The 20306-nt window shown below is 64.5% G+C and carries 18 protein-coding genes; 5 read left to right on the plus strand and 13 right to left on the minus strand.

Going from position 1 to position 20306, the window contains the following annotated elements; all coding sequences use genetic code 11:
- Positions 1 to 748 precede the first annotated feature (748 nt).
- The 7 genes from GXY33_18075 to GXY33_18105 form a co-directional block, all read right to left on the minus strand.
- Positions 749 to 2071 carry a glycosyltransferase family 4 protein gene (locus GXY33_18075; GenBank protein ID NLX07049.1) on the minus strand — a complete coding sequence of 441 codons (1323 nt, stop codon included), beginning with the start codon at positions 2069 to 2071 and terminating at the stop codon, positions 749 to 751.
- A gap of 84 nt (positions 2072 to 2155) precedes the next feature.
- The gene (locus tag GXY33_18080) at positions 2156 to 2371 is read right to left on the minus strand and encodes a carbon storage regulator (protein NLX07050.1); all 216 of its coding nucleotides are present in this window, start codon (positions 2369 to 2371) and stop codon (positions 2156 to 2158) included.
- Between the two features lie 26 nt (positions 2372 to 2397).
- The gene (locus GXY33_18085) at positions 2398 to 2814 is read right to left on the minus strand and encodes a hypothetical protein (GenBank protein ID NLX07051.1); all 417 of its coding nucleotides are present in this window, start codon (positions 2812 to 2814) and stop codon (positions 2398 to 2400) included.
- Positions 2815 to 3051: 237 nt separating this feature from the next.
- Complete coding sequence (locus GXY33_18090) at positions 3052 to 3696, minus strand: response regulator transcription factor (protein ID NLX07052.1); 645 nt, start codon at positions 3694 to 3696, stop codon at positions 3052 to 3054.
- A 69-nt stretch (positions 3697 to 3765) separates the two neighbouring features.
- Positions 3766 to 5187, minus strand: a complete 1422-nt coding sequence (locus GXY33_18095; GenBank protein ID NLX07053.1) for a response regulator — start codon at positions 5185 to 5187, stop codon at positions 3766 to 3768.
- A 22-nt stretch (positions 5188 to 5209) separates the two neighbouring features.
- Complete coding sequence (locus GXY33_18100) at positions 5210 to 5650, minus strand: response regulator (protein ID NLX07054.1); 441 nt, start codon at positions 5648 to 5650, stop codon at positions 5210 to 5212.
- A gap of 518 nt (positions 5651 to 6168) precedes the next feature.
- Positions 6169 to 8703 (minus strand): tetratricopeptide repeat protein, encoded by a 2535-nt coding sequence (locus tag GXY33_18105; GenBank protein NLX07055.1) that lies wholly within the window; start codon positions 8701 to 8703, stop codon positions 6169 to 6171.
- A gap of 110 nt (positions 8704 to 8813) precedes the next feature.
- Here GXY33_18105 and mreD point away from each other — a divergent pair, with 110 nt between their 5' ends.
- The 5 genes from mreD to GXY33_18130 are packed head-to-tail and all read left to right on the plus strand — an operon-like array spanning position 8814 to position 14838.
- On the plus strand, positions 8814 to 9293 hold the full coding sequence (gene mreD, locus GXY33_18110; protein NLX07056.1) for a rod shape-determining protein MreD: 480 nt from the start codon (positions 8814 to 8816) through the stop codon (positions 9291 to 9293).
- 39 nt (positions 9294 to 9332) lie between these two features.
- The gene (locus GXY33_18115) at positions 9333 to 11477 is read left to right on the plus strand and encodes a hypothetical protein (GenBank protein ID NLX07057.1); all 2145 of its coding nucleotides are present in this window, start codon (positions 9333 to 9335) and stop codon (positions 11475 to 11477) included.
- Position 11478: 1 nt separating this feature from the next.
- Positions 11479 to 12753 (plus strand): rod shape-determining protein RodA, encoded by a 1275-nt coding sequence (locus tag GXY33_18120; GenBank protein ID NLX07058.1) that lies wholly within the window; start codon positions 11479 to 11481, stop codon positions 12751 to 12753.
- Positions 12750 to 13586, plus strand: coding sequence for an alpha/beta hydrolase (locus GXY33_18125; protein NLX07059.1), 837 nt, complete (start codon positions 12750 to 12752; stop codon positions 13584 to 13586). Before GXY33_18120 ends, GXY33_18125 begins: the two co-directional genes overlap by 4 nt.
- Positions 13570 to 14838 carry an alpha/beta hydrolase gene (locus GXY33_18130; protein ID NLX07060.1) on the plus strand — a complete coding sequence of 423 codons (1269 nt, stop codon included), beginning with the start codon at positions 13570 to 13572 and terminating at the stop codon, positions 14836 to 14838. Before GXY33_18125 ends, GXY33_18130 begins: the two co-directional genes overlap by 17 nt.
- A gap of 98 nt (positions 14839 to 14936) precedes the next feature.
- Here GXY33_18130 and GXY33_18135 read toward each other — a convergent pair whose 3' ends face one another.
- The 6 genes from GXY33_18135 to mtnA all read right to left on the minus strand — a co-directional run bounded on the left by GXY33_18135 (position 14937) and on the right by mtnA (position 20138).
- Entirely contained in the window at positions 14937 to 15374 is a 438-nt protein-coding gene (locus tag GXY33_18135; protein ID NLX07061.1) for a DNA-binding protein, read from the minus strand.
- Positions 15349 to 15933, minus strand: a complete 585-nt coding sequence (locus GXY33_18140; GenBank protein NLX07062.1) for a nucleotidyltransferase domain-containing protein — start codon at positions 15931 to 15933, stop codon at positions 15349 to 15351. The genes GXY33_18135 and GXY33_18140 overlap by 26 nt, the downstream gene beginning before the upstream one ends.
- Positions 15934 to 16096: 163 nt before the next feature.
- Positions 16097 to 17302, minus strand: coding sequence for a Gfo/Idh/MocA family oxidoreductase (locus tag GXY33_18145; protein NLX07063.1), 1206 nt, complete (start codon positions 17300 to 17302; stop codon positions 16097 to 16099).
- Positions 17295 to 18044: a sugar phosphate isomerase/epimerase gene (locus tag GXY33_18150; GenBank protein ID NLX07064.1), complete on the minus strand. Its 750-nt coding sequence runs from the start codon at positions 18042 to 18044 to the stop codon at positions 17295 to 17297. Before GXY33_18150 ends, GXY33_18145 begins: the two co-directional genes overlap by 8 nt.
- A 167-nt stretch (positions 18045 to 18211) precedes the next feature.
- Positions 18212 to 19069 (minus strand): AraC family transcriptional regulator, encoded by an 858-nt coding sequence (locus GXY33_18155; protein NLX07065.1) that lies wholly within the window; start codon positions 19067 to 19069, stop codon positions 18212 to 18214.
- Positions 19070 to 19079: 10 nt separating this feature from the next.
- Positions 19080 to 20138, minus strand: coding sequence for an S-methyl-5-thioribose-1-phosphate isomerase (gene mtnA, locus GXY33_18160; GenBank protein ID NLX07066.1), 1059 nt, complete (start codon positions 20136 to 20138; stop codon positions 19080 to 19082).
- Between the last annotated feature and the right edge of the window lie 168 nt (positions 20139 to 20306).

The raw sequence follows: 20306 nt of genomic DNA on the forward strand, positions 1-20306 counted from the left end.
CGAGCGTGTGGGGAAGTAGCCGACCTCCCGTTTGGTCAAAGTCGTCGCACAGCCCCCCGTGCATGGCTTCGACCCTTCCTCGGCCAGCCTCCCCACCCGCTCGTACTCCCTAGCGGCAGCGGCAGATGGTAGGTTCGTTCGCTCACCGCCCTGCGGTCTTCGGAACCGCGGGGAAGACAGCCGGCCCCCCAGCAAATGTCCGTCGTCGGAACCCCGCACCCCTCGTGCCGGTATTCCAAGTCGTTCGGCCATCTTCCCCACCCGTCCGAACCCCCCAGCGGCAGCGGCAGAAGTTCGTGGATCACCGAGCCTCGACAGCCCTGACCGAGTGACCTTTGCCTTTTCCCCTGGCCCTCCCAGGCGGCTTGTCTCAAGCTTCCGCCCCGCCTGTGCCCTTGTGCGTGGGTCTCGATCATCTCCGTCGCCGGCTCATCGCCTCTACGAGCGTTTGATTAAGTTGTCAATCTCATCATCGATCGTACACTTATCTTTTAACCGATCCTGGAGGCTTTTCAATCGGTACGCGAACTGATTCTCTCATCGAGGAAGCTCCGTCGGGCCTCATCGGGGAATCCCCGATCCCTTGGGCCTCCAGATGGATATGCCGCGCGAAAGCCCGTTGGACCGAATTCCCGCCATAGGGCCTGCGGCACGGCTTTAAAGCCTGCACAAGCGGTTGGTAATGTGACCGGACTGCCACTTTGCACCCTCAAGCATCCTCTCCCGCCGCCCACCCCTTGTCATCCGCCTAGGCCGCGCTGCCGCCCAAGGCCCGGTAGATACCTACGCACCGGGCCGCCGCCTCGCTCCAACGGAAACGGCCCACCTCGGCCAGTCCGTTGCGCCGAAGCGCCTCGTGCAGCACCGGCCGAGTCAAGACGGCGATGATCTTGTTGGCCATCTCGTGGATATCCCAGAAATCCACCTTCAGCACGTGCCGCAGCACCTCCGCAACGCCCGACTGCTTCGAAATGATCACCGGAACCTGCCGGGCCATCGCCTCCAGCGGGGCGATCCCGAACGGCTCCGAGACGCTGGGCATCACGTACAGGTCGGCCATCCGGTACACGCGTTCCACCTGGTCGCCGCTGAGAAACCCGGTGAACAGCACCCGATGCCCGACTCCCATCGCCGCCGCCATCTCGATCGTCCGCCGCATCATGTCGCCGTTGCCCGCCATCACGAACTTGACGTCATCGAGCTTTTCTAGCACCTTCTTTGCCGCAGCCAGGAAGTATTCGGGGCCTTTCTGCATGGTGACCCGCCCGAGGAACAGCACCACCTTTTCATCCTTGCGGATTCCCTCAATCGGCCCCGCCGCACACGGGCTGCAGCCGTTGTGCACCACCTCCACCTTCGACTCGGCGACTCCATAATGCGTCACGCACAGCCGCTTGGTCAGATGGCTGACCGCGATGATCCGGTTGGCCGCGTGCATGCCGTGCCGTTCGATATCGTAGATGATCTGATTGACGTTGGGACCGGAGCGGTCGAATTCAGTCGAGTGGACATGCACCACCAGCGGCTTGCCCGTCAGGTCGGCGGCCATGATCCCGGCCGGATAGGTCATCCAGTCGTGGGCGTGGATGATCTCGAACTCCTCCTCGCACGCCAGTTCCGCCACCTCGTGGGCGTACCGGTGCACCTCGCCGAACAGATCGCCCCGGTAGTGGCCGCCCGGCCCGGCGAATCCCTCGACCGGTTTATCTCGCCCGCGCCGATGGGCCGCACCACCGCCCCCGCCGCCGGCCCGTCGAAAGGCCCCAGTCCCCGTCCGCTCCTTGCCACCGGCCGCATGCCTGGGATCGGGGCTCTGATACGGACGCAGGCTTGAAGCAACCGCATGGAACCGCACGTGCCCCCCGCCACGGGCCGACCGCCCTTCTCCCAGCCCGCCGCCGGCCCAGACCAGCCGTACATGGCCCGCCGGTTCAGAAGGGACCGGCGCCGGCAGCACGAACTCGATATCCACCCCCATTTCGCTCATCGCCTTCGTCAGCCCGTAGCAGGCCGTCCCCAGTCCTCCACTGATCAACGGCGGGAACTCCCACCCCAGCATCAACACTCTCATCGGATTGCCCCCTTTGCGGCCGCGGCTGACACCGTAGTCGCCATAGCGTCGCTGTATCCTGCTCCCGCCGGTTCAACGGATCGCTCAGATGGCCGCTGCGACCGGCGCCCGTTCCTCGCACTCCGCCTTCTCACGCCGCACCGACTCGTCGCGAATTGCCAGCTCCTTGCGATCCACCCGTACGTGCAGCGGGGCGCTGATGCCCAAACTCACCTTGTTGCCCTGGATCGACAATACGGTGATCTCGACTTCGCCCCCGATCACGATCGTCTCGTTCTTCCGCCTGGACAGAACCAACATGCGAGGCTCCTTCCTGCATCCGCAACTCAGCGCATCGCCGACTCCCTTGGCGTGTGCTGTGGATGTCCGCCCGGAATTCCCGGCTCCTTCGGTCCGGAACCCCATGCGCCCGACTGCGCCGGACCGTGCTCGCCCAGCGACTCGAACAGCTCCCGCGCCACCTGGCCGGGAGAGTCCCAGTCGATGTCCGCCGCCTCGCTGTAGAGCATCTGCTCGATCACCGCCGCGGTCGCCCGCGCCGCCGCCGCCCGATCATGCGGCATGCCCCCATCCGGCTCGCCGGCCAGCGCGCTGAACCACCGGTACAGGCTGACCAAAGCCGCGGGATCGTTCTGATGGGCGTGGGCGAGAATGCGTGAAAGCTGCTCTATACTCTTCCGGTTCGCCTGCGCCATCGGACGCAGGCCATGATCGACGGCGTCCTTGCTGCCTGTCCTCTTCACCTCGGGTGCCTCCCGCGCTGTTGTGGCCACAAGAGGAGGCGGCTCCCGACTTACGTCCTGGCGGTGAGTGGTCGCGCGCCCTCTTCTGGCATCGGTCTCTGGCAATCGCCATTAAAGACCACCACGACCGCCATATCAATCGGCGCAACGCCTGATTCTGGGGTCGGGGACGCAGGAAAAGACGCCTCGGGCGATTCCCCCATATCCCTCATAATGCCTTGCCGGCCAGGCGGATAGTCATAGCTTGCTGCTCTGAGCCCACTGGATCGCGTGCTGCAGCAACTCCGTGGCGTTCTTGAGCTTGAGCTTCTCCTTGATGTTGGCCCGATACGTCTCGATCGTCTTGACGCTCAGGTGAAGCTTCTCGGCGATCTGGCGGGTGCCAAACCCCTGGCCGATCAACTGGAAGACCTCAAGCTCCCGGTCGCTGAGCAGTTCCAGCGGATTCTGCACCTCCGCCGGACCGGTCAGAAACTTCGACACCAGCCGTGAAGAGATGCGGCTGCTCAGGTAAATCTGCCCCGCCACAACCCGGCGAATCGCCTGCAGCACCGTCGTGGCCGCCTCCTCCTTCATGATGTAGCCCATCGCGCCCGCCCGGATCACCCGCTCGGCAAAAACCGACTCATCGTGCATCGAAAGGCCCAGGATCGGCAAATCCGGCATCCGGGCCTTGAGATCCTTGATCAACTCGATGCCGTTCATGTCCTTCAGCGAGATGTCCACCACCGCGATATCCGGCTTGATCTTGGGGATCTGCTTGTAGGCCTCCAGACCGGTCTCCGATTCGCCGCAGACCGCCAAGTCATCCTCCTGGTCGATCAGCCGGGCCAGCCCCTGCCGGACCACCGGATGGTCGTCCACCAGGTACACCTGCGTTATCTTCTTTTCCCGTCCGCTCTTGGAATTCTCAGCCATGATCCGCCAAACCGTCCATACCCATTACACCTCTCAAGCCGGTGTCGGCCCGAAGCAGGGAAAACGGCACTCCACGACCGTCCCACCCCCGGAATTGCGGCGAACCTCCACGTTCGCGTTGATCGTTCGCGCCCGGTGCTTCATGATCGTCAGCCCCATACCGTCGCGGGGCGCCTCCCGGTCCGGGATCCCCACCCCGTCATCGGTCACGCGTAGCCTAGCATCTCCGCCTCCCGAAGTCAAACTGATAACGATATTCCTCGGCTTACCGTGTTTGACCGCGTTGTTGATCGCCTCCTGGGCGATGCGGTACAGGTGCGTCGCCTCAATATTGTTGTGGATCAGCACCGGCTGATCGCACTCAAAACGGCACGGAATGTCGAAAACGTTCTCGGTGGTCGCCGCCAGCTCCTCCAGCGAACTCATCAGCCCGTCCGCCCCAAGCTCCACCGGGCACAGCCCGCGGGCCAGCGAGCGGCTCTGCTTGATGCTCTGATTCGCCAGCCGCGACAACTCGCCCGCGTCCTGGGCCTCCGGCACACGGCGAGTCGCCAGCTTCTGCTCCAGAACCTTGCTGAGAAACGCCATGCCCGTCAGGGTCTGACCCAGCACGTCGTGCAGATCCTGTCCGATCCGCCGACGCTCGGAGTCGGAAATCTCGAGGATCTCCTCCTGCAGCCGCCGGCGCTCCGTCACGTCCAGCAGCGAGAGCACCAGCCCCTCCGGCCGGCCGTCGGGGCCCGTCAACGGCTGGAGACTCCAGTCCCAATAGGTAACTCCGCGGTCCGGACTCCCGGAATAGCGAAACGGCTTCTCGTGGGCCACGTAGGCTTCGCCGGTGGCAAGCACCCGGCGGAAGATGCCCTCGTTCTCTTCGTTGGGATAGAGCTTGAAGTGATTCTTGCCCACGAAAAAATCCGGCTCCTGCCCGTCGGCCATCGCATAGGCCCGATTCACGCGGATGAAGTTCAGGTCCGTATCGAGGTAGGCCACCAGAAGGTGAATGTTCGAGAACATCCGTTCCAGCAGCTCGTTGGACTTGCGCAGGGCATCCTCAAACCGCTTCCGTTCGATCGCGTAGCGGATCGACCGCACCAGCAGATGGGTGTCGTACTGCCCCTTGACCAGATAGTCCTGGGCGCCCGCCCGGACCGCTTCGAACGCCAGCAGCTCATCGTCGAGCCCCGTCAGCACGACGATCGGGGCCGACGGACAAACCGGCTGAATCCGCGACACCGTGTCCAGGCCCACGCTGTCCGGAAGCGAAAGGTCCAGCAGCACCACGTCGAAACTCGACGCGCCCAACCGCTCGACCGCCTCCGCCAGGCACTGGGCTTCCGTCACCGCGAACTTCGTGACCGAGGTTTCCTTCAGGACTTCCTTGAGGAGCAGCGCATCCCCCGGGTTGTCCTCCACCAACAGAATCCGAATCGATTCGACCAACATCAACGTCAAGCACCCCCACTCGCCGTCTGAATCACCTCGTCGGCAACGCCGCCGTCTTGAACCAGAACGTCTCGATCGCCCTGATGACCCGCACGAAGTTCTCGTAGTCCACCGGCTTCGAAATGTAGCAGTTCACCTGCATATTATAGGCTTCGATCACGTCCTCATCCGAGTCGGACGTGGTCAGAATCACCACCGGAATCCGCCTTAGGTCCGGGTGGGCTTTCATCTCGGTCAGGATCTCCCGGCCGCTCTTTTTCGGCAGATTCAGATCCAGGATCACCAGGTCCGGCTTGTTCTGGTGGGCGTACCGGCCCTGGCGATGAAGAAACTCCATGGCGTTGCTGCCGTCCTCCAGGACGTGCAGCTTCACCGGCGCGTCCCGCAGGGCCTCTTTCGTCAGCAGCACGTCGCCGTGATTATCTTCGATCAAGAGGATTTCTCTTGGTCTTGTCAGAACCGCACCGTTCATACATACGCTCCAGAAGTGCCGGGAAGTCGAGCCGGAATCGGCTGGTCCGCCCGTGTCATGCAGACGCCACCGCTGTCTGCATCGGTTGAGACGGAACCCAACCTGGATCCCGTTTCAGCTATATCCTCTTCTCTTTTCTCAACGTCTCTACCGCCGCTTCCGCGTCTCGGCATCCTGACTTAGACCACTCAAAATGAAAGGACTGACTAACCGGCAGACCAGCAAGAAAGGAGCATCTGGCTCTGCGACAGCACGGCAAGTTGAGAAATACTCAGTCTCACTTCCAATACACAACAAGACGTTGCGATTTCCGAGAGATCTATCCCATTCAGAACGAGCCCAAAAACCTCGGTCCGCCGAGCCCGACCGGACCCGCCTTCCCTATCCCCATTATACGATCAGCGGCCAGTCGCGATTGCCTTCACAACCACACTTAATCTTATAACCGACCGGAGTGCTATTTACAACTTTTTCCCACATCGAACGCGCTGCGGAACCTCGCCTCCGCCGATGGGAACTCAGGGCTGCTGAACGTACGGCTGACCCGCAGTGTAGAGGTCCAGACGGCCCTGCAGTTCCCCCAGAACCTCTTGGCGACCCTTCTGGCGGCAGAGCACGATCGCCCGGCTTACCAGTTCCCGCGCCTCGTCGAACTGCCCCGCCGCCGCCAACGCCGCCGCCAAGGTGTCCAATACCGCCGGATCACTCCCATCGGTCAGCGCATGGGCCTTGCGGGCCAGATCAACCGCCTCTGCGGGAGCCGATATCGCCGGAACCGTCGCCAGCAGCCACGCCAGGGCATTCAGCATCTCCGGCTGGTCCGGTTTCAGAGCCACCGCCTGTCGATAGGCCGTCGCCGCGGCGTTCATCTGCCCAAGCCTCTCGAGAACCTGCCCAAGCCGATAGTGGGCCGAGGCCAGTTCCGGATTCCCCTCAATGGCCAGACGATAATGCTCCGCCGCCGCCTCAGGCTGCCCACGAACCGCCAGCACATCGGCCAGCAGCGCGTGGACCTCCGGCTGGTTCGGGTCGATCTCCAGCGACCGACCGAACAGCTCGGCCGCCTGATCGTACTGCTGTTGCTTATAGAGCAACAATCCCAGGCGGCTTGCCGCCTCCGTATTGTCTGGACAAAGCCGCAATGCCTCGCGGTAATGTCCAGCCGCCTCATCGACCTCTCCGGTTTCCACCAGTAGATGCCCCAGATGCAGGTGAGCTTCCGGATAGTCTCCCTTGATTTGCACCGCCCGCTTGGCCTGCTCGAGCGCATCGGTTATCAGCCCAAGCCGACCCAGAACCACCGCCAGGTTCACCCGCGCCCGATGATGAGACGGCACCAGCCTCAGCGCCTCTTCGTAATGCTCCCGCGCCGCTTCGAACTCCCCCAGTTCCGCCTGCACCAAGCCAAGGTTGAAGTGCGCCTCGCTGTAGTCCGGCTTGAGCTCCAGGGCAACCCGGTAGTCCGCGATCGCCTCAGCGGTCTTCCCCTGCCGGGCCAGCACGAACGCCCGGCCGAAATAGGCATCCGGTAGGTCCGGCCGCAGCTCCGCCGTCCGCGCAAACTCCTCCACCGCCAGATCCAACTGGTCCCGATCCACCGCGTGGTGGGCCAACGCAAAGTGCAGTTCCGCTTCGTAGTCGAGCCGTTCCTCGCAGAACGGCCCAGCCGCGACGCCCGCTACCACGATCACCAAAGCCAGCCCCACCACCGCCATCAGCCGCCGGATACGACGCCTTTGGATCGCCTCGACCAAGCCCACCACTCCGGCCCCCGCCAAGACGGCTAGTACCGGTACCACCGGCACGCGATACCGCGCGGTCACGAACACCGCCACCACCGCCAGCGGGTAGAGCACCACGAACAGCACCACCGGCCCCGGAATCCGCCGCCCGTACAGCGCCGCGCCTATCGCCGCCATCGGCAAGAGCAGGCCAAAGGGAAACCCAAACTCCCCGACCTTCCACGCCAGCCCGGACAGCAGCGCGGACCATCTCCTGTACAGATACATGTCCACGTTCCGCGGCAGTTCCCGCGACGTGACGAAACGCAAACCCTTTTCCCATAACCCACTTAGGAATGCCGCGGGTTGCTCGGTGGCAAAGTCCAGCACCTGGCGGTTGAAAAACCGCTGCTCCTCCCACAGCCCCACCGCTCCGTGCCGGGCGGGCAGGCCCACCAGATCGTCCCACGACTGGCCCGGACGGACGTTGAGGGTTCGACAGACGTCCGGATTGTTGCCGATGTAGAGGTTGATCCCTCCGCTGGCCGGCAGGACGGCGAATTTGCCCGTGGCCTGGCGGTCCAGCAGGGCCACCGGCACCGAGCCCACGGCAAACCCGCCCGCTCCGGCAAGCAAAACGGCCGCCGTCCGCCGCCGATCCGCGTTGCGGATCATCACCAGGGCCAGCCAGATCGCCCCGGCGGCCACAAAGGGCAAAAAGGTCGGGCGCGTCAGCACCGCCGCCGCGGCCGCCAGTCCCAGAACCAGTCCGGCCGGCAAGGTCTTCCGCTCCGCCGTCCGCAGGAACAGCAGGACCATCGCCACCGACCAGAACGCAGCCAGACCCGCCGCCACTAACTCACCCTCAAAGAATATCAGCGGTCCGTAGAAGGCGACCGCGACGGCTGCGATCACTCCAACCGGCCAGCCGAACGCCTTCCGTCCCAGCCGGAACGTCAGCGCGCACGTGATCGCCCCGATCACCGCCTGGACGATCTTCGCCCAGACCATCGAGCCGCCGGTCACCGCGTACACCGTGCCCAGAAACGTCGGGTACAGAAACGGCTGCCAGAAAAACCGATCGTCGAATCCCTGTCCCGCCGCCAGGTCGCGGGCCATCCGATCGTAGGTGTAGGCGTCGACCACCGGCGACTCGAACGTCGGGTTCTCGGCGCTCTCATACAGGTAAGCCAGCCGGACCGCCAAGGCCAGCAGGAACATCACCACGGCTGCCCGCCACGGACGACGGCGACGGGACGGGTTCGACGGGGCCTCGTTGGCTGGAGGCGCCGCCTTCGTCGCATTCCGAACTCGTGCCCGCTTTACCGTCATCGCTTCGGCGGTCTCCAGCCGTCCCCGACGCCGCCCATACTACTGGAGCCGCACCGATCGTGCAAGCCAGCCTATCCATCGCCACCCAACGCGGGTATACTGTCGTATCTATGAACTGGCTGAACTTCGGTATCGTCGCCTACGTGACCACGGTCCTGCAGACCGCTCTGGTTCCCGTTCTGCTGCCCGAGAGTTTTCAGCCGAACCTGTTCATCGTGGTCGCCGTCTACTATCTCCTGACCGCCCAGGACGAGCGGGTGCTGCTGGCGGCGCTGGTCTTGGGAGCGCTGGCGGACCTGTCCAGCCTCGCTCCACTCGGTTCGCAGACGGTGGCGTTCGCCGTCGTGGCCTGGTTCGTGCGGGCGATCAAACCGATCCTCTTCGCCGAACTGGCTACTGCCCATGCCTTCGCCGCGGCGATCTCGTTCCTGGCGATGTTGATGGTCTACCGGCTGATTGCGGCGGTGGCCCCGGGAGGGGTGCCAACCGGATTGGGAGTATTCCAGGTCGCGCTCCAGGCTGCGGCGACCGCCCTGGCCGCCGCCCTGGTCCGCCAGTTCCTCGGACGCCGCCTGAAGCCCGGGCGGTGAAACCGGATACAATAAGTAAAGCGTCAAGGCGAGCGGCTTGTGTTCAAGTCCCGGATCAAAATCCTGCTGCTGATCTCCGCGTTCGTCGGTGCGGCCCTCGTCGGCCGGCTGGCCAATCTTCAGGTGCGCCGCGCCGACCACTTCCGCACCGAACTTGAGACCCGCCGCGAGCCGATGTACCTGCCCATCCCAGCCAACCGTGGGCGAATCCTGGCCAGAACGGCCGGCGGACGCGGGACCGCGGAACTGGTCACCAATCGTCCCGCCTTCGAACTGGGCGTGCTGTACCCCGCTATGAAACCGGATGGGCAGTGGGTCAGCCAGTGCCTGCGCGAGATGCGCAAGGAGTATCGCAACGCCAGCCAGCCCTCCCGTCCAAACGATGAGTTCCTTCGCCAGGAACTGGACCGGCGGCTCGCACGGTTCTGGTCCGATCTGGCCGAACTGATCGTTGTGCCGCCGGGTGAGTTGGAGGCTCGCTGCCGCAACACGATCGAGATCGTCAGCCGCATCCGCAAAGCGGTCGAAGCCCGTCACGGCCCGGCCGACTATCCGCTGGCTGAGGAACGCTTGCTCCACCCGATCGCCACCGATCTGACCGAGGCCGACGCCGTCCGGCTGCGGATGGCCCTGGTCGATCAGCCGTGGGCGGTCGTTTTGCCCAGCCGGTCGCGCGTCTACTGCCGCGGCCAGACCCTCTGCCACCTCCTGGGACGAAGCCGCGCCCTGCCCGGATCGGCCCGGAAAACCTCCGAAAAGCAGGATCATGACTATCTGCCCGGCGAAGTTCGCGGCATCAGCGGCCTGGAGCTGGCCTGCGAGACGCAGCTTAAGGGCCATCGCGGCTGGGCGCAACTGGCCGACCCGCCTCAACGTGAGGTCGAACCGGTCGACGGCCACGATATCTTGCTGACCATCGACCTGGATCTCCAGGAGTATGTCGAGGAACTTCTGGAACAGCGGCTGATCGAGCTGCGCCGCCCGGAACCGGAAGGCTCGCCGCGCGACTATCCCACCGGGGCGGCTGCGGTCGTACTCGACCTTCGCGACCAGAGCCTTCTGGCCCTGGCTTCGGTTCCACGATTCGATCCAGCCCGGTACGGCGAGGAGTTCGAAGCCCTCAAGGACGACTACAAGGGCAAGCCCATGTTCAACCGCGCCCTGATGGGCCAGTACCCGCCCGGCTCGATCATCAAACCGGCGGTGGCCCAGATCGCTCTGGACCGCCGGGCGATCGGGTTCGACCGGACCTTCACCTGCGAACCGCACGCCCAAATGGACCCGTCGATCAAAGCCTTCCGCTGCTGGCAGCCGGCGGGCCACGGAACGCTCGACGTGGTCGGCGGCATCGCCCACAGTTGCGACATCTTCTTCTACCACGTCGGTCAGGCGATCGGGGCCGAACGGCTGGCGGAGTGCTACCGCATCTACGGCCTCGGAGCCAAGCCGCCCGGCACCTTCGGCGACGAGGCGCACCGGTTCCCGCTGTTCTGCTACGCCGGCCGCGTGCCGACTCCCGAGTGGGTCCAGCGCCGCCACCAGCGCGGCATGAGCGTCGGCGACGCGTGGAACATGGCGATCGGCCAGGGCGATCTGCTGGTCACGCCGCTCCAGGCGGCCGTGATGCTCTCAGCCCTGCTGACCGACGAGTTGAGGCCGGTCCGTTTGATCGAGGAACGGCCCAACCCGCCGATCGCCCGGCTGAACCACGACGCGCGGGCCCTGCGGCTGGTGCGAGAGGGTATGGACAGGGTGATCAACGACCGGTCGGCGACCGCCTACGAGTACGCCCACAGCGACCGCGTGCGCCTGGCGGGCAAGACCGGCTCGGCCGAGGCCGACCTGATCAAGCTCTGGAAGGTCTCCTACACCGTCTTCCGCGACGGTCTGCCGCAGCGGCGGGATGACTACGCCTTCGACCGCCAGCGGTTCGTCCAGGATACGCTCGCCGTCGAACCCGAAGCCGCCGATTTCACCTACGAACGCGTGGTCTATCCGACCGTCGCCGACGAGGAGGAACGCGAGTCGCTGGCCCATGCCTGGTTCATGGGCTACGCTCCAGCCGATCGGCCGCGGGTCGCCGTCGTCGTCCTGATCGAATACGGCATGGCCGGCGGTTCCGCCGCCGGGCCGGTCTTTCGCGATATCGCCCACAAGTGCCTCGAATTGGGATACCTGAACTAAGATGCGAGCCAACGGCTGGTCCATCACGGCGCTCCTGAAGCTCTCGCCCGCCTCGTGGGCGATCATCCTCGCCTCGGTCACCCTCTCGCTGATCGGCCTGATCGTCTTTGCCCGGCTCGCCGACGGGACCGGGCCGACCTCGACATTTGCCCCCGGCTATCTGAAGCGCCAGGCCGCGTACCTGGCCGTCTCGCTGATCGCGATGCTGGCGGTCAGCAAGATCAGTTACCTTCGCATCGGCCGGTGGGCCTATCCGCTTTTCGCCCTGACCATCGCGCTGCTCTTCGCCGTGCTGGTCTTCGGGCATCTCGGCCAGTCGGCGCCGGTCGTCAAGGACGTTTTCCCGAAGATCAACGGTTCGTGCCGCTGGATCAAGCTCCCCTTCTTCCAGATCCAGCCGTCCGAGCTCGTCAAGATCAGCTACATCCTGGCCCTGGCGATGTACCTGCGCTACCGGAGCAACTACCGTCGGTTTCTCGGGCTGATCGAGCCGTTCGCCTTCACGCTTCTTCCGATGATCCTGATCCTGCTCGAACCGGACCTGGGCACGGTGATGCTGCTGTTTCCGGTCCTCTTTCTGACGCTCTTCGCAGCGGGGGCCAAGACGCGGCACCTGGTGGCGATCGTCGCCCTGATGGTGCTGGCCTCGCCGCTGCTCTACTTCAAGATGGCCGACTATCAAAAGGGCCGTCTGGCCGGCGTGCTGCTTCAATCGCCCAAGGTCCGCGCCTACCTGGAGCAGCATCCGCGGGTCAAGCAGGCCGTCTGCCCGGGCGAATCGCTTCGCCGATGGGAGCCGCGACAGGGCTATCAGCTTCACCACTCGAAGATGGCCGTCGGCTCCGGCGGCGTGCTGGGTTTTCCCGGCGGACCGGGCCCGTACACCTCCGGCGCCTATCACCTGCCCGAATCGCACAACGATTTTGTCTTCTCGATCATCGGCCACCAGTTCGGCTTCGTCGGCAGCCTCCTGGTGATCGGGCTCTACGGGATCATCGTGGTCTCGCTGATCGAGATCGCCGGCGTGGTGGTCGAACCGTTCGGACGGCTGATCGTGGTCGGGACGTTCGCGATGATTCTGACCCAGGCGGCGATCAACATGGCCATGACCATCGGGCTGATGCCGATCACCGGCGTGACCCTGCCGTTTGTCAGTTACGGCGGAAGCAGCTTGCTTACGTTCTTTATTCTGATAGGCTTGTGCGTGTCGGTCGATCGGACCCGTCCGGTGGTGATGGGCCCGCGGCCGTTCGAGTTTCCGGATGACGACGCATGACGGCAACGCCGAAGACCATCGACATTCCGTTCAGCGACGGCTATGCCGCCCGAGCCCGGTTCTGGCCGGGCGAAAAGGCGGCCGTGCTGTATCTGCACGGCATCCAGTCGCACGGGTTGTGGTTCGAAGCCTCGGCTGGTTATTTGGCCGAACAGGGCTACGCCGTGCTTCTGCCCGATCGTCGCGGCAGCGGCCTGAACCGCGAGGCCCGCGGCGACGTGCGGCACTTTCGCCGGTGGATCGCCGACACAGCCGAACTGGCCCGCGACCTGGCCCATCGCACCGGTAAGCCGAAAGTCCACCTGCTGGCGGTCAGTTGGGGCGGCAAGCTCGCCGCCGCCGCCGCCCAGGCCCATCCGGAGCTGTTCGCCAGCCTCACGCTGGTCACCCCGGGCATCTTTCCAGCCGTCGATCTGCCGCTGGCGGTCAAGATCCACATCGCCCTCTCGATCTTCGCACGGCCACGAAAGCCATTCCCGATCCCCCTCAACGAACCACAGCTCTTCACTGATAATCCGGTCCGCCAGCGGTTCATCGAGACGGATGAGAACCGCCTGACCCGCGTGACCGCCCGGTTCCTCGGCCATTCGATCCTGCTCGACCGCCGCGTGCGGATCGCCGACCTGCACTTCCCGTTCCCGGTCAAGCTGTATCTGGCGGGGCATGAGCGGATCATCGACAACCCGCGGACGCTCCGCCTGTACCGAAGCTGGCGGGCACCGCGCAAGGCGCTGGCCTGCTACGACGATGCCTGTCACACCCTCGAATTCGAACCCGATCCGTCGGCTTATCTGGCCGACCTGAAGGAGTGGATGGATGAAGTCTCCGCGTAGGGCGTCTTTCGCCCGGCTCGCCGCGTTCGGCGCACTCGTTCTGGTCTGCTCCGGATGCGCCCAGCAGGTGCAGCGAATCCTGCCGCAGCCCGAGCTGCCCCCCCGCGAGAGCCACTGGGTCGATACCGACGACAACTGGACGCTGCACGTGTGGCACTATCCGCCGGTCCAACTGTCTGACGCGAAGGATCCGGTGATCCTCTGCCACGGCCTGAGCCACAATAACAGCTACTGGGACGTCGCCTCGTCCGTCTCGCTGGCCCGCCATCTTCAGCGCAGCGGTTACGACGTCTGGAACGTCTCGCTGCGCGGGACCGGCCAGTCAACCAAACCCAAGCTCAACCAGCTCAAGCAGCTCTTCCGCCTCAACGTCTCGGTGTTCAATCCGGCCGGACTGGTCAATCGTCAGCCGGCCCTTCTGCGGATGAACTGGACCGTCGATGATCACATCCACTACGACCTGCCCGCGGTAATCGATTACGTCCGGCGGACCACCGGTCACCGGCAGGTGCACTGGATCGGCCACAGCATGGGCGCGATGGTCATGTTCGCCCACCTGGCCACCGGCGATCCCTCAGCCATCAATTCGTTCGTCGGTGTCTCCGGACCGATGCTGCTGGTGCGGCCGGGCAACGACGTCTATGAACTGATGGCCCAGCAGGCGGATTTCGTCCGCATCGGCAACCTCGCCGCCGGCACGAACTTCCGCGCCGTCGTCGGCACGCTGACCGGCTCGCTGTCCAACACCAAGATCGATGAGCTCTTCATGAACGACAGGAACGTCGATACCGGCGTGCTGCATGCGTTCTATTACACCTGCGAGGAGGACATCTCGCCCGGCCAGCTCGACCAGCTCATCCGCTACCTCAAGACCGGCCACTTCCACAGCTACGACGGCAAGATCGACTACACCGCCCTCGTCGAGAAGATCGAGACGCCGACCTTTCAACTCGTCGGCCAGCTCGACAACATGATCGACCCCGGCTGCGCCAAGGTCATCCACGAGCGGCTCGCCTCGGCCGACAAGCGGTTCCGCATGTTCGGCACGATCAACGGCCACGCCGCCAACTACGGCCACGACGACATCATACTCGGCCGGCACGCCGCCGCCGACGTCTTTCCCGAAATCACCGCCTGGCTCAACGACCATCCGGCGAGCCAACCCACCACGCAGCCGACCACTACCACTCGCCCGTCGCTCCTGCCGCGATTGCCGCTCCTCAACGAAATCCTGCCGGCCAGGAAGCAGTAGGACGTGATCGCCCCTCTTGGAGAGCGAGATCGTGAAGGAGCGGGGTCTGTGACCTTCTCGTTCACGATCCGATACCCTGACGAGGAAGCAAAAGAAGATTACATCAACTCCGGATGCTCTTGACGAATCCACTCCTCAACCCGCTGCCGAACGGTTTGAGCGGCCTCAACTATCTCCGCGACCTCAACGTCGGATACCCCACCAGCCCTTTCATATTCCGTCATGTTCCGCTTCTTTCGAAAGGCATCCAACTGCCGAACTGTCGTGGCCGAGAGCCCGACGGTAAGGCCAAGAGACTGCAGAATGCGGTAATGATGGGAATCCCGACCCGCCCGGTAGCCTGCGGCGGCGAGAGCGGCGGTCGCTGATTGCAGCACAGCATTGTAGGCGATGCTAAACCGCCAATCCGGGCTCAGGCCCTCGGACTGGCAATCACTCATATCCCGGTCGGCGATCGCCAGCAGGTCGGCGATTTCCTGACTGCTGCTCCGATGCGGGATGACCCATCCGTTAGTCGCCCAGTCGGTCAAGTTCATCCTCGCCTCCAATCAGAAACACCTTGGGCGCCTTCATTACCGCAGTAACGAAATGATGCTCTGACGCAAGCTTACTGCGAAATTCCACTCGCGAGTATACGGTCGGGTTGACCTCTCGTCCGATGAGCTCTTGTGCTTCGCCCATTGCGGAGACCACTTCCGCAAAACCAGCCTTCCCGATCACCATCACGTCTATGTCACTTTCCGGGCCGGCTTGACCGTTGGCTTGGCTGCCATAGACAAACGCCACGTCGATCCGGTCCGCCAACGGTGACAGCGCTTCGGCCAGACGGTCCGCGAGGCCAGCCGTCTTGCGGATCAAGCTCGAAAGCTCAGGAAAGGCCGGGCACCGACGATTGGCTTGGTAGTACGTGCGGTTCCCGTCGCGGGTCTCCAACAGAATGCCACACTCCGCCAGCCCCTTGAGTTCCCGCCGGACCGTGCCGACCGCTCCGCCGGTTCTTCGCACCACGTCGCGAAGATGCCATCGCCTCTCCGGCGCCATCAGCAACAGGGCCAGCACATTCTTGCGCACCTGCGGAAACAGCCAGTCAATCATGGGCTTTCTAACTGTTCTCATATTGCGCACAATTGTGCGCTTATTGCGCACAATTATCAAGCCCTTCTTTGGCTGATATGGATGGGAACTAGCCAGCGGAACTGCTGGTGAAAGAGTCCGCCGGGTTGGCGGCCTCTCCATGCACGGGCGACCGACGAAGCCTTCACGCTCCGGGGATCTTCCAGAACTTATCCAACGGGTCCTGGTAGTCGGTGATCCTACCGGCCAGCACGTCGTCGTAGCGCACGATCTCGCCGCGCGTCGCCGATTCGTAGCAGGCGATCGACATGGCCTTGGAACGCAGGCCCGCCTCGCCGTCCATTTCGGGCGACCCGCCGGTGGCCACCGCGCGAACGAAGTCGGCCACCTCGATGGCAAAGCCGTCGGTCGAACCGAACGGGAACAGGTGCTCCCGCTCGGACTGGCTCAGCGACGCGAGGTACTGCTCTTCGATCTGTTCCGATGTGACGGTCCCATCCTCGGTGACCGCCTCGCCCCCGCCCTGGAACGGGTGCATCACGAACCCCTTGTCCGTCATGATGCCGCGGCTGCCGTAGTACCGCCCGTGGCGGCGATCCTCGCACGGGCAGACCCGCGACGAGGTCCACGTGAACCGCACGCCGTTCTTGAAGTTGATCACCACGTGCCATTCGTCCTCGACGTCGAGCGTCGCCCGACCGAGCACCGGCGCGTCGTCCACTGTGATCGCGCTGAGCGTGCTCATCCGGCAGTACACCGTCTCCGGCTCGCCGAACATGTGGACCAGCATATCGGAGGTGTGGGCACCGCTGTCCATAATCATCCCGCCGCCGGTCAGCGCCTTGATCGCCCGCCATTTCCACAGCGGCTCAGCCGGGTTCAGCGGCGAGTGGTTCAGATGCACGATGTCCACCGCCCGCACCTCGCCCACCAGCTTCTTCTGCGTCAGCGCCCACGCGCACGCCCGTGAGGTCCGGTACCGGCGGATGTTCTCGCCCGTCGCCAGCACTTTGCCCGCCCGCTTGGCCGCCGCGATGATCGCCCGGCTCGCCCGGATGGTCAAACCCAGCGGCTTTTCCACCATCACGTGCAAGCCGCCTTCGAGGCACTCGATCGCTACATTGTGATGGAAGCAGTGCGGCAAGCACAGGTCCGCCGCCTCCGCCAACCCGCGCGACACCAACTCCTTGACGCTCGCGCACACCGCCGGAGCGTTCTTCTGGAATTGACCGATCTCGCCCGCCGCCCGCTCGGCGTTGGCCGCCACCGGATCGACGCACGCCGTCACCTCGAACCAGTCGCATCCGCGCTCGTGCAGATCGCGCATGCCGCGAATGTGATTCCGCGAAATGTTCCCGCAGCCGACCAGGGCCAGTCTCACTTTAGCCATGACGAACTCGCTCCTTCTGCACCGCCTCGACGCACTTTGACAGCGCCGGGACCGGATTGTTCACGTCGCCTTCGTACTCCAGAATTTCCTCGCCGGTGAACCCTTTGGCCGCCAGCGTCTGGTACAGCTTGGGCAGATCGAGGTTGCCCGTCCCGACCACCACGTCCTCCGGCTTGCCCGCACGGTCGAACACGAAGTCCTTCAGGTGCAGCCCGTAGAGCCGGTCGGCGAACCGCTCAGCCACCGCCACCGGGTCCTCGTGCGAGTCCAGCATCCACGCCGTATCCAGCATCAGCCCGATCCGCGGGCTGGTCTGCTTGAACACCGCCGACAGCATCTGGCTCGAGCCCAGCCAATGCCGCCCGCCGTGGTTGTGGATGGCCAAATTCACGTCGTACTTGTCCGCCAGCCGCTCCGCCGTCCGATACGCCTGCGGCGCCGCCGCGACGTCGAAATCCACGCCCATCAGCTTGATCCCCGCCGCCTGGCAGAAGCGGAAGTACTTCTCCTCGACCTCCGGCCGATCGGCGAACCGCTGCACTCCAATGCTCACGATCGCCACCCCCGCCTTCTTGTACGTCGCGATCGCCTTCGCGTGCGTGCTCTCGTCGTCGAAGTTCACGTGCACGCCGCACACCTCGATCGCGTCCAAGCCGATCGCCTTGACCTTCTGGGCCACCTCGGCGTTGTCCTTGAACCCGCGAAAACAATAGCTCTGGATTGCCAGTTTCTTGCCGCTCATGGGAAACCTCCTGTTCCGGCTGCGCATCAGAAAGCCGTCGATCCCGCCAGCATACCTCCGGCCACCGCGCACCGGCCATGACCAAAACCGCAAAAACAATGTCAGATTCTGCAGCCGGAGTCCTCCGCTCTTGTCCGCGTGGTCCGCGTGCTCCGTGCAATCCCCCTTCAGACCTCCGACGGCGACCGGCCGAACATCCGCTTGAACGCCCGCGAAAACTGGTACGGATCGTCAAAGCCCACACAGTACGCCGCCTCCTTGACCGTCATCTCCGACCCCGCCAGCAGCACCCGCGCCCGCTCCAGCCGCGCCCGCAGAAACAGCCGCGCCGGCGAATCGTCCAAGATCGCCCGGCACTTGTGCGACAGCGAACTCTCCGAAATGTGCAGCGCCGCCGCCATCTCGGCCACGCTCAACGGCTTGCTCACGTTCATCCGGCAAAGCCGCGAAAACTGCCGGGCAAAACCGGATTCGCTGGAGAGGTCCAGAAACCGCTGGTTGATCGACTCCGGCGGAAACGCCCGCACGAGATTCCAGAAGAACTGCTCCAGCAAAGCGTCCTGAACGTACGAAGCTACCGCGTCCGCCTTTCGCCCCTCGCGCTGGATCGCCCGGATCAGCGGCCAGAAGGTCCGCCGCTCGGCCCGGAACCGCTGCCCCGACGGACCCACCGACTCAGCCAGAAGGCCCGGCGGCTCCTCGCCGTACCACCGCGTGTCGAAATGGAACGCCAGACCGAAGTACCGCAGCGGCGGCTCGCAGTAGTCCTGATGCAGGTCGCCCGGCCGAATCACCAGCACGTCGTTGCGACCCAGCACCAGCCGCTCTTCGTTCAGCCGGCACCGATACACCCCCTGATCGACCAGGATGATCTCGTACTGCTGGTGCCGATGGGCTGGATACTCGTACGCCGCTTGGACCTCGATGATGCCCATCCCGTCGAACACCGGCACGATGCGCACCACCGGCTCAGCGGACGACGCCCGCGAGACACTTTCCACAGAAAGCCCGGGCCGCGTAACCATGCCACCGCTTCTATTTCGATCCTGCGAAGAATTGCGCGATCTTCTGCGCCGTCGGCTGCTCGATCACGCCGCGGTCGGTGATGATCGCACTGACCAGCTCAGCCGGCGTCACGTCGAACGCCGGGTTCCACACCTTCGCGTCGCTCACCGTGATACAGCGATCGCCCATACGGCGGACCTCATCGGCGTTGCGCTCCTCGATCGGAATGTCCCTGCCGCCGGCCAGGCTCAGGTCGAACGTGCTGACCGGCGCCGCCACGTAGAACGGAATCCCGTGCTGCCGGGCCAGCACCGCCAGGCTGTACGTGCCGATCTTGTTGGCCACGTCGCCGTTCGCCGCGATCCGGTCGGCCCCGGTGATCACCACGTTGACCTTGCCCAACTGCATCGCGTAGCCGGCCATATCGTCGCAGATCAGCGTCGCGTCCACGCCCGCCTGCGCCAACTCCCAATACGTCAGGCGCGAGCCCTGCAGCACCGGCCGCGTCTCGTCGACCAGCACCGAAAACCGCCGGCCCTGCGCCCACGCCTCAAAGATCACCGCCAGCGCCGTCCCGTAAAACGCGGTGGCCAGCGATCCGGCGTTGCAGTGCGTCAGCACGCCGGACCGGTCGCGGATGTACGCCGCCCCGTGCCGACCGATCGACCGACACATGGCCCGGTCCTCTTCGTCAATCCCCTTCGCCTCCGCCAGCAGCCCGTCCAGAAACGCCTCGCGACCGCCGGCCGTCTTCGCCAGTTCCCGACCCTTCGACGCCATCCGATCCAGCGCCCAGAACAGGTTCACCGCCGTCGGCCGCGATCGCTTCAGATAGGCCACGCCCTCCTCAAGTTTGGCCACCGCCTCGCGCAGGTCATTGCCGCGCCGCGCCGCGATCACCGCGCCGTATCCCGCTGAGACTCCAATCGCCGGAGCTCCGCGAACCGCCAGCGTCGCAATCGCCTCGTACACCTGCTCGACCGTCTCGCACGCCAGGTACACGACCTCGCCCGGCAGCAACCGCTGATCGATCAACTCAAGCCGACCGTCCACTCCGCCCGCCCATCGCAGCGTCTCCGGCAACGCAATCGTCCGTTCCACTCTTTGTCTCCTGACCGACTCGTCGCGGCGAACCGCCGCCGCTCACCGTGACCTTCTTATATCATATCCGGCCCGCCCCTTCCCGCCCAATCTCCACTCCTGTAGCCATTCGACATCTATCGACGCGATCCACACTGACGGATGTGCTGGCGTCAG

The organism is Phycisphaerae bacterium (assembly GCA_012729815.1).
Classification (GTDB): domain Bacteria; phylum Planctomycetota; class Phycisphaerae; order JAAYCJ01; family JAAYCJ01; genus JAAYCJ01.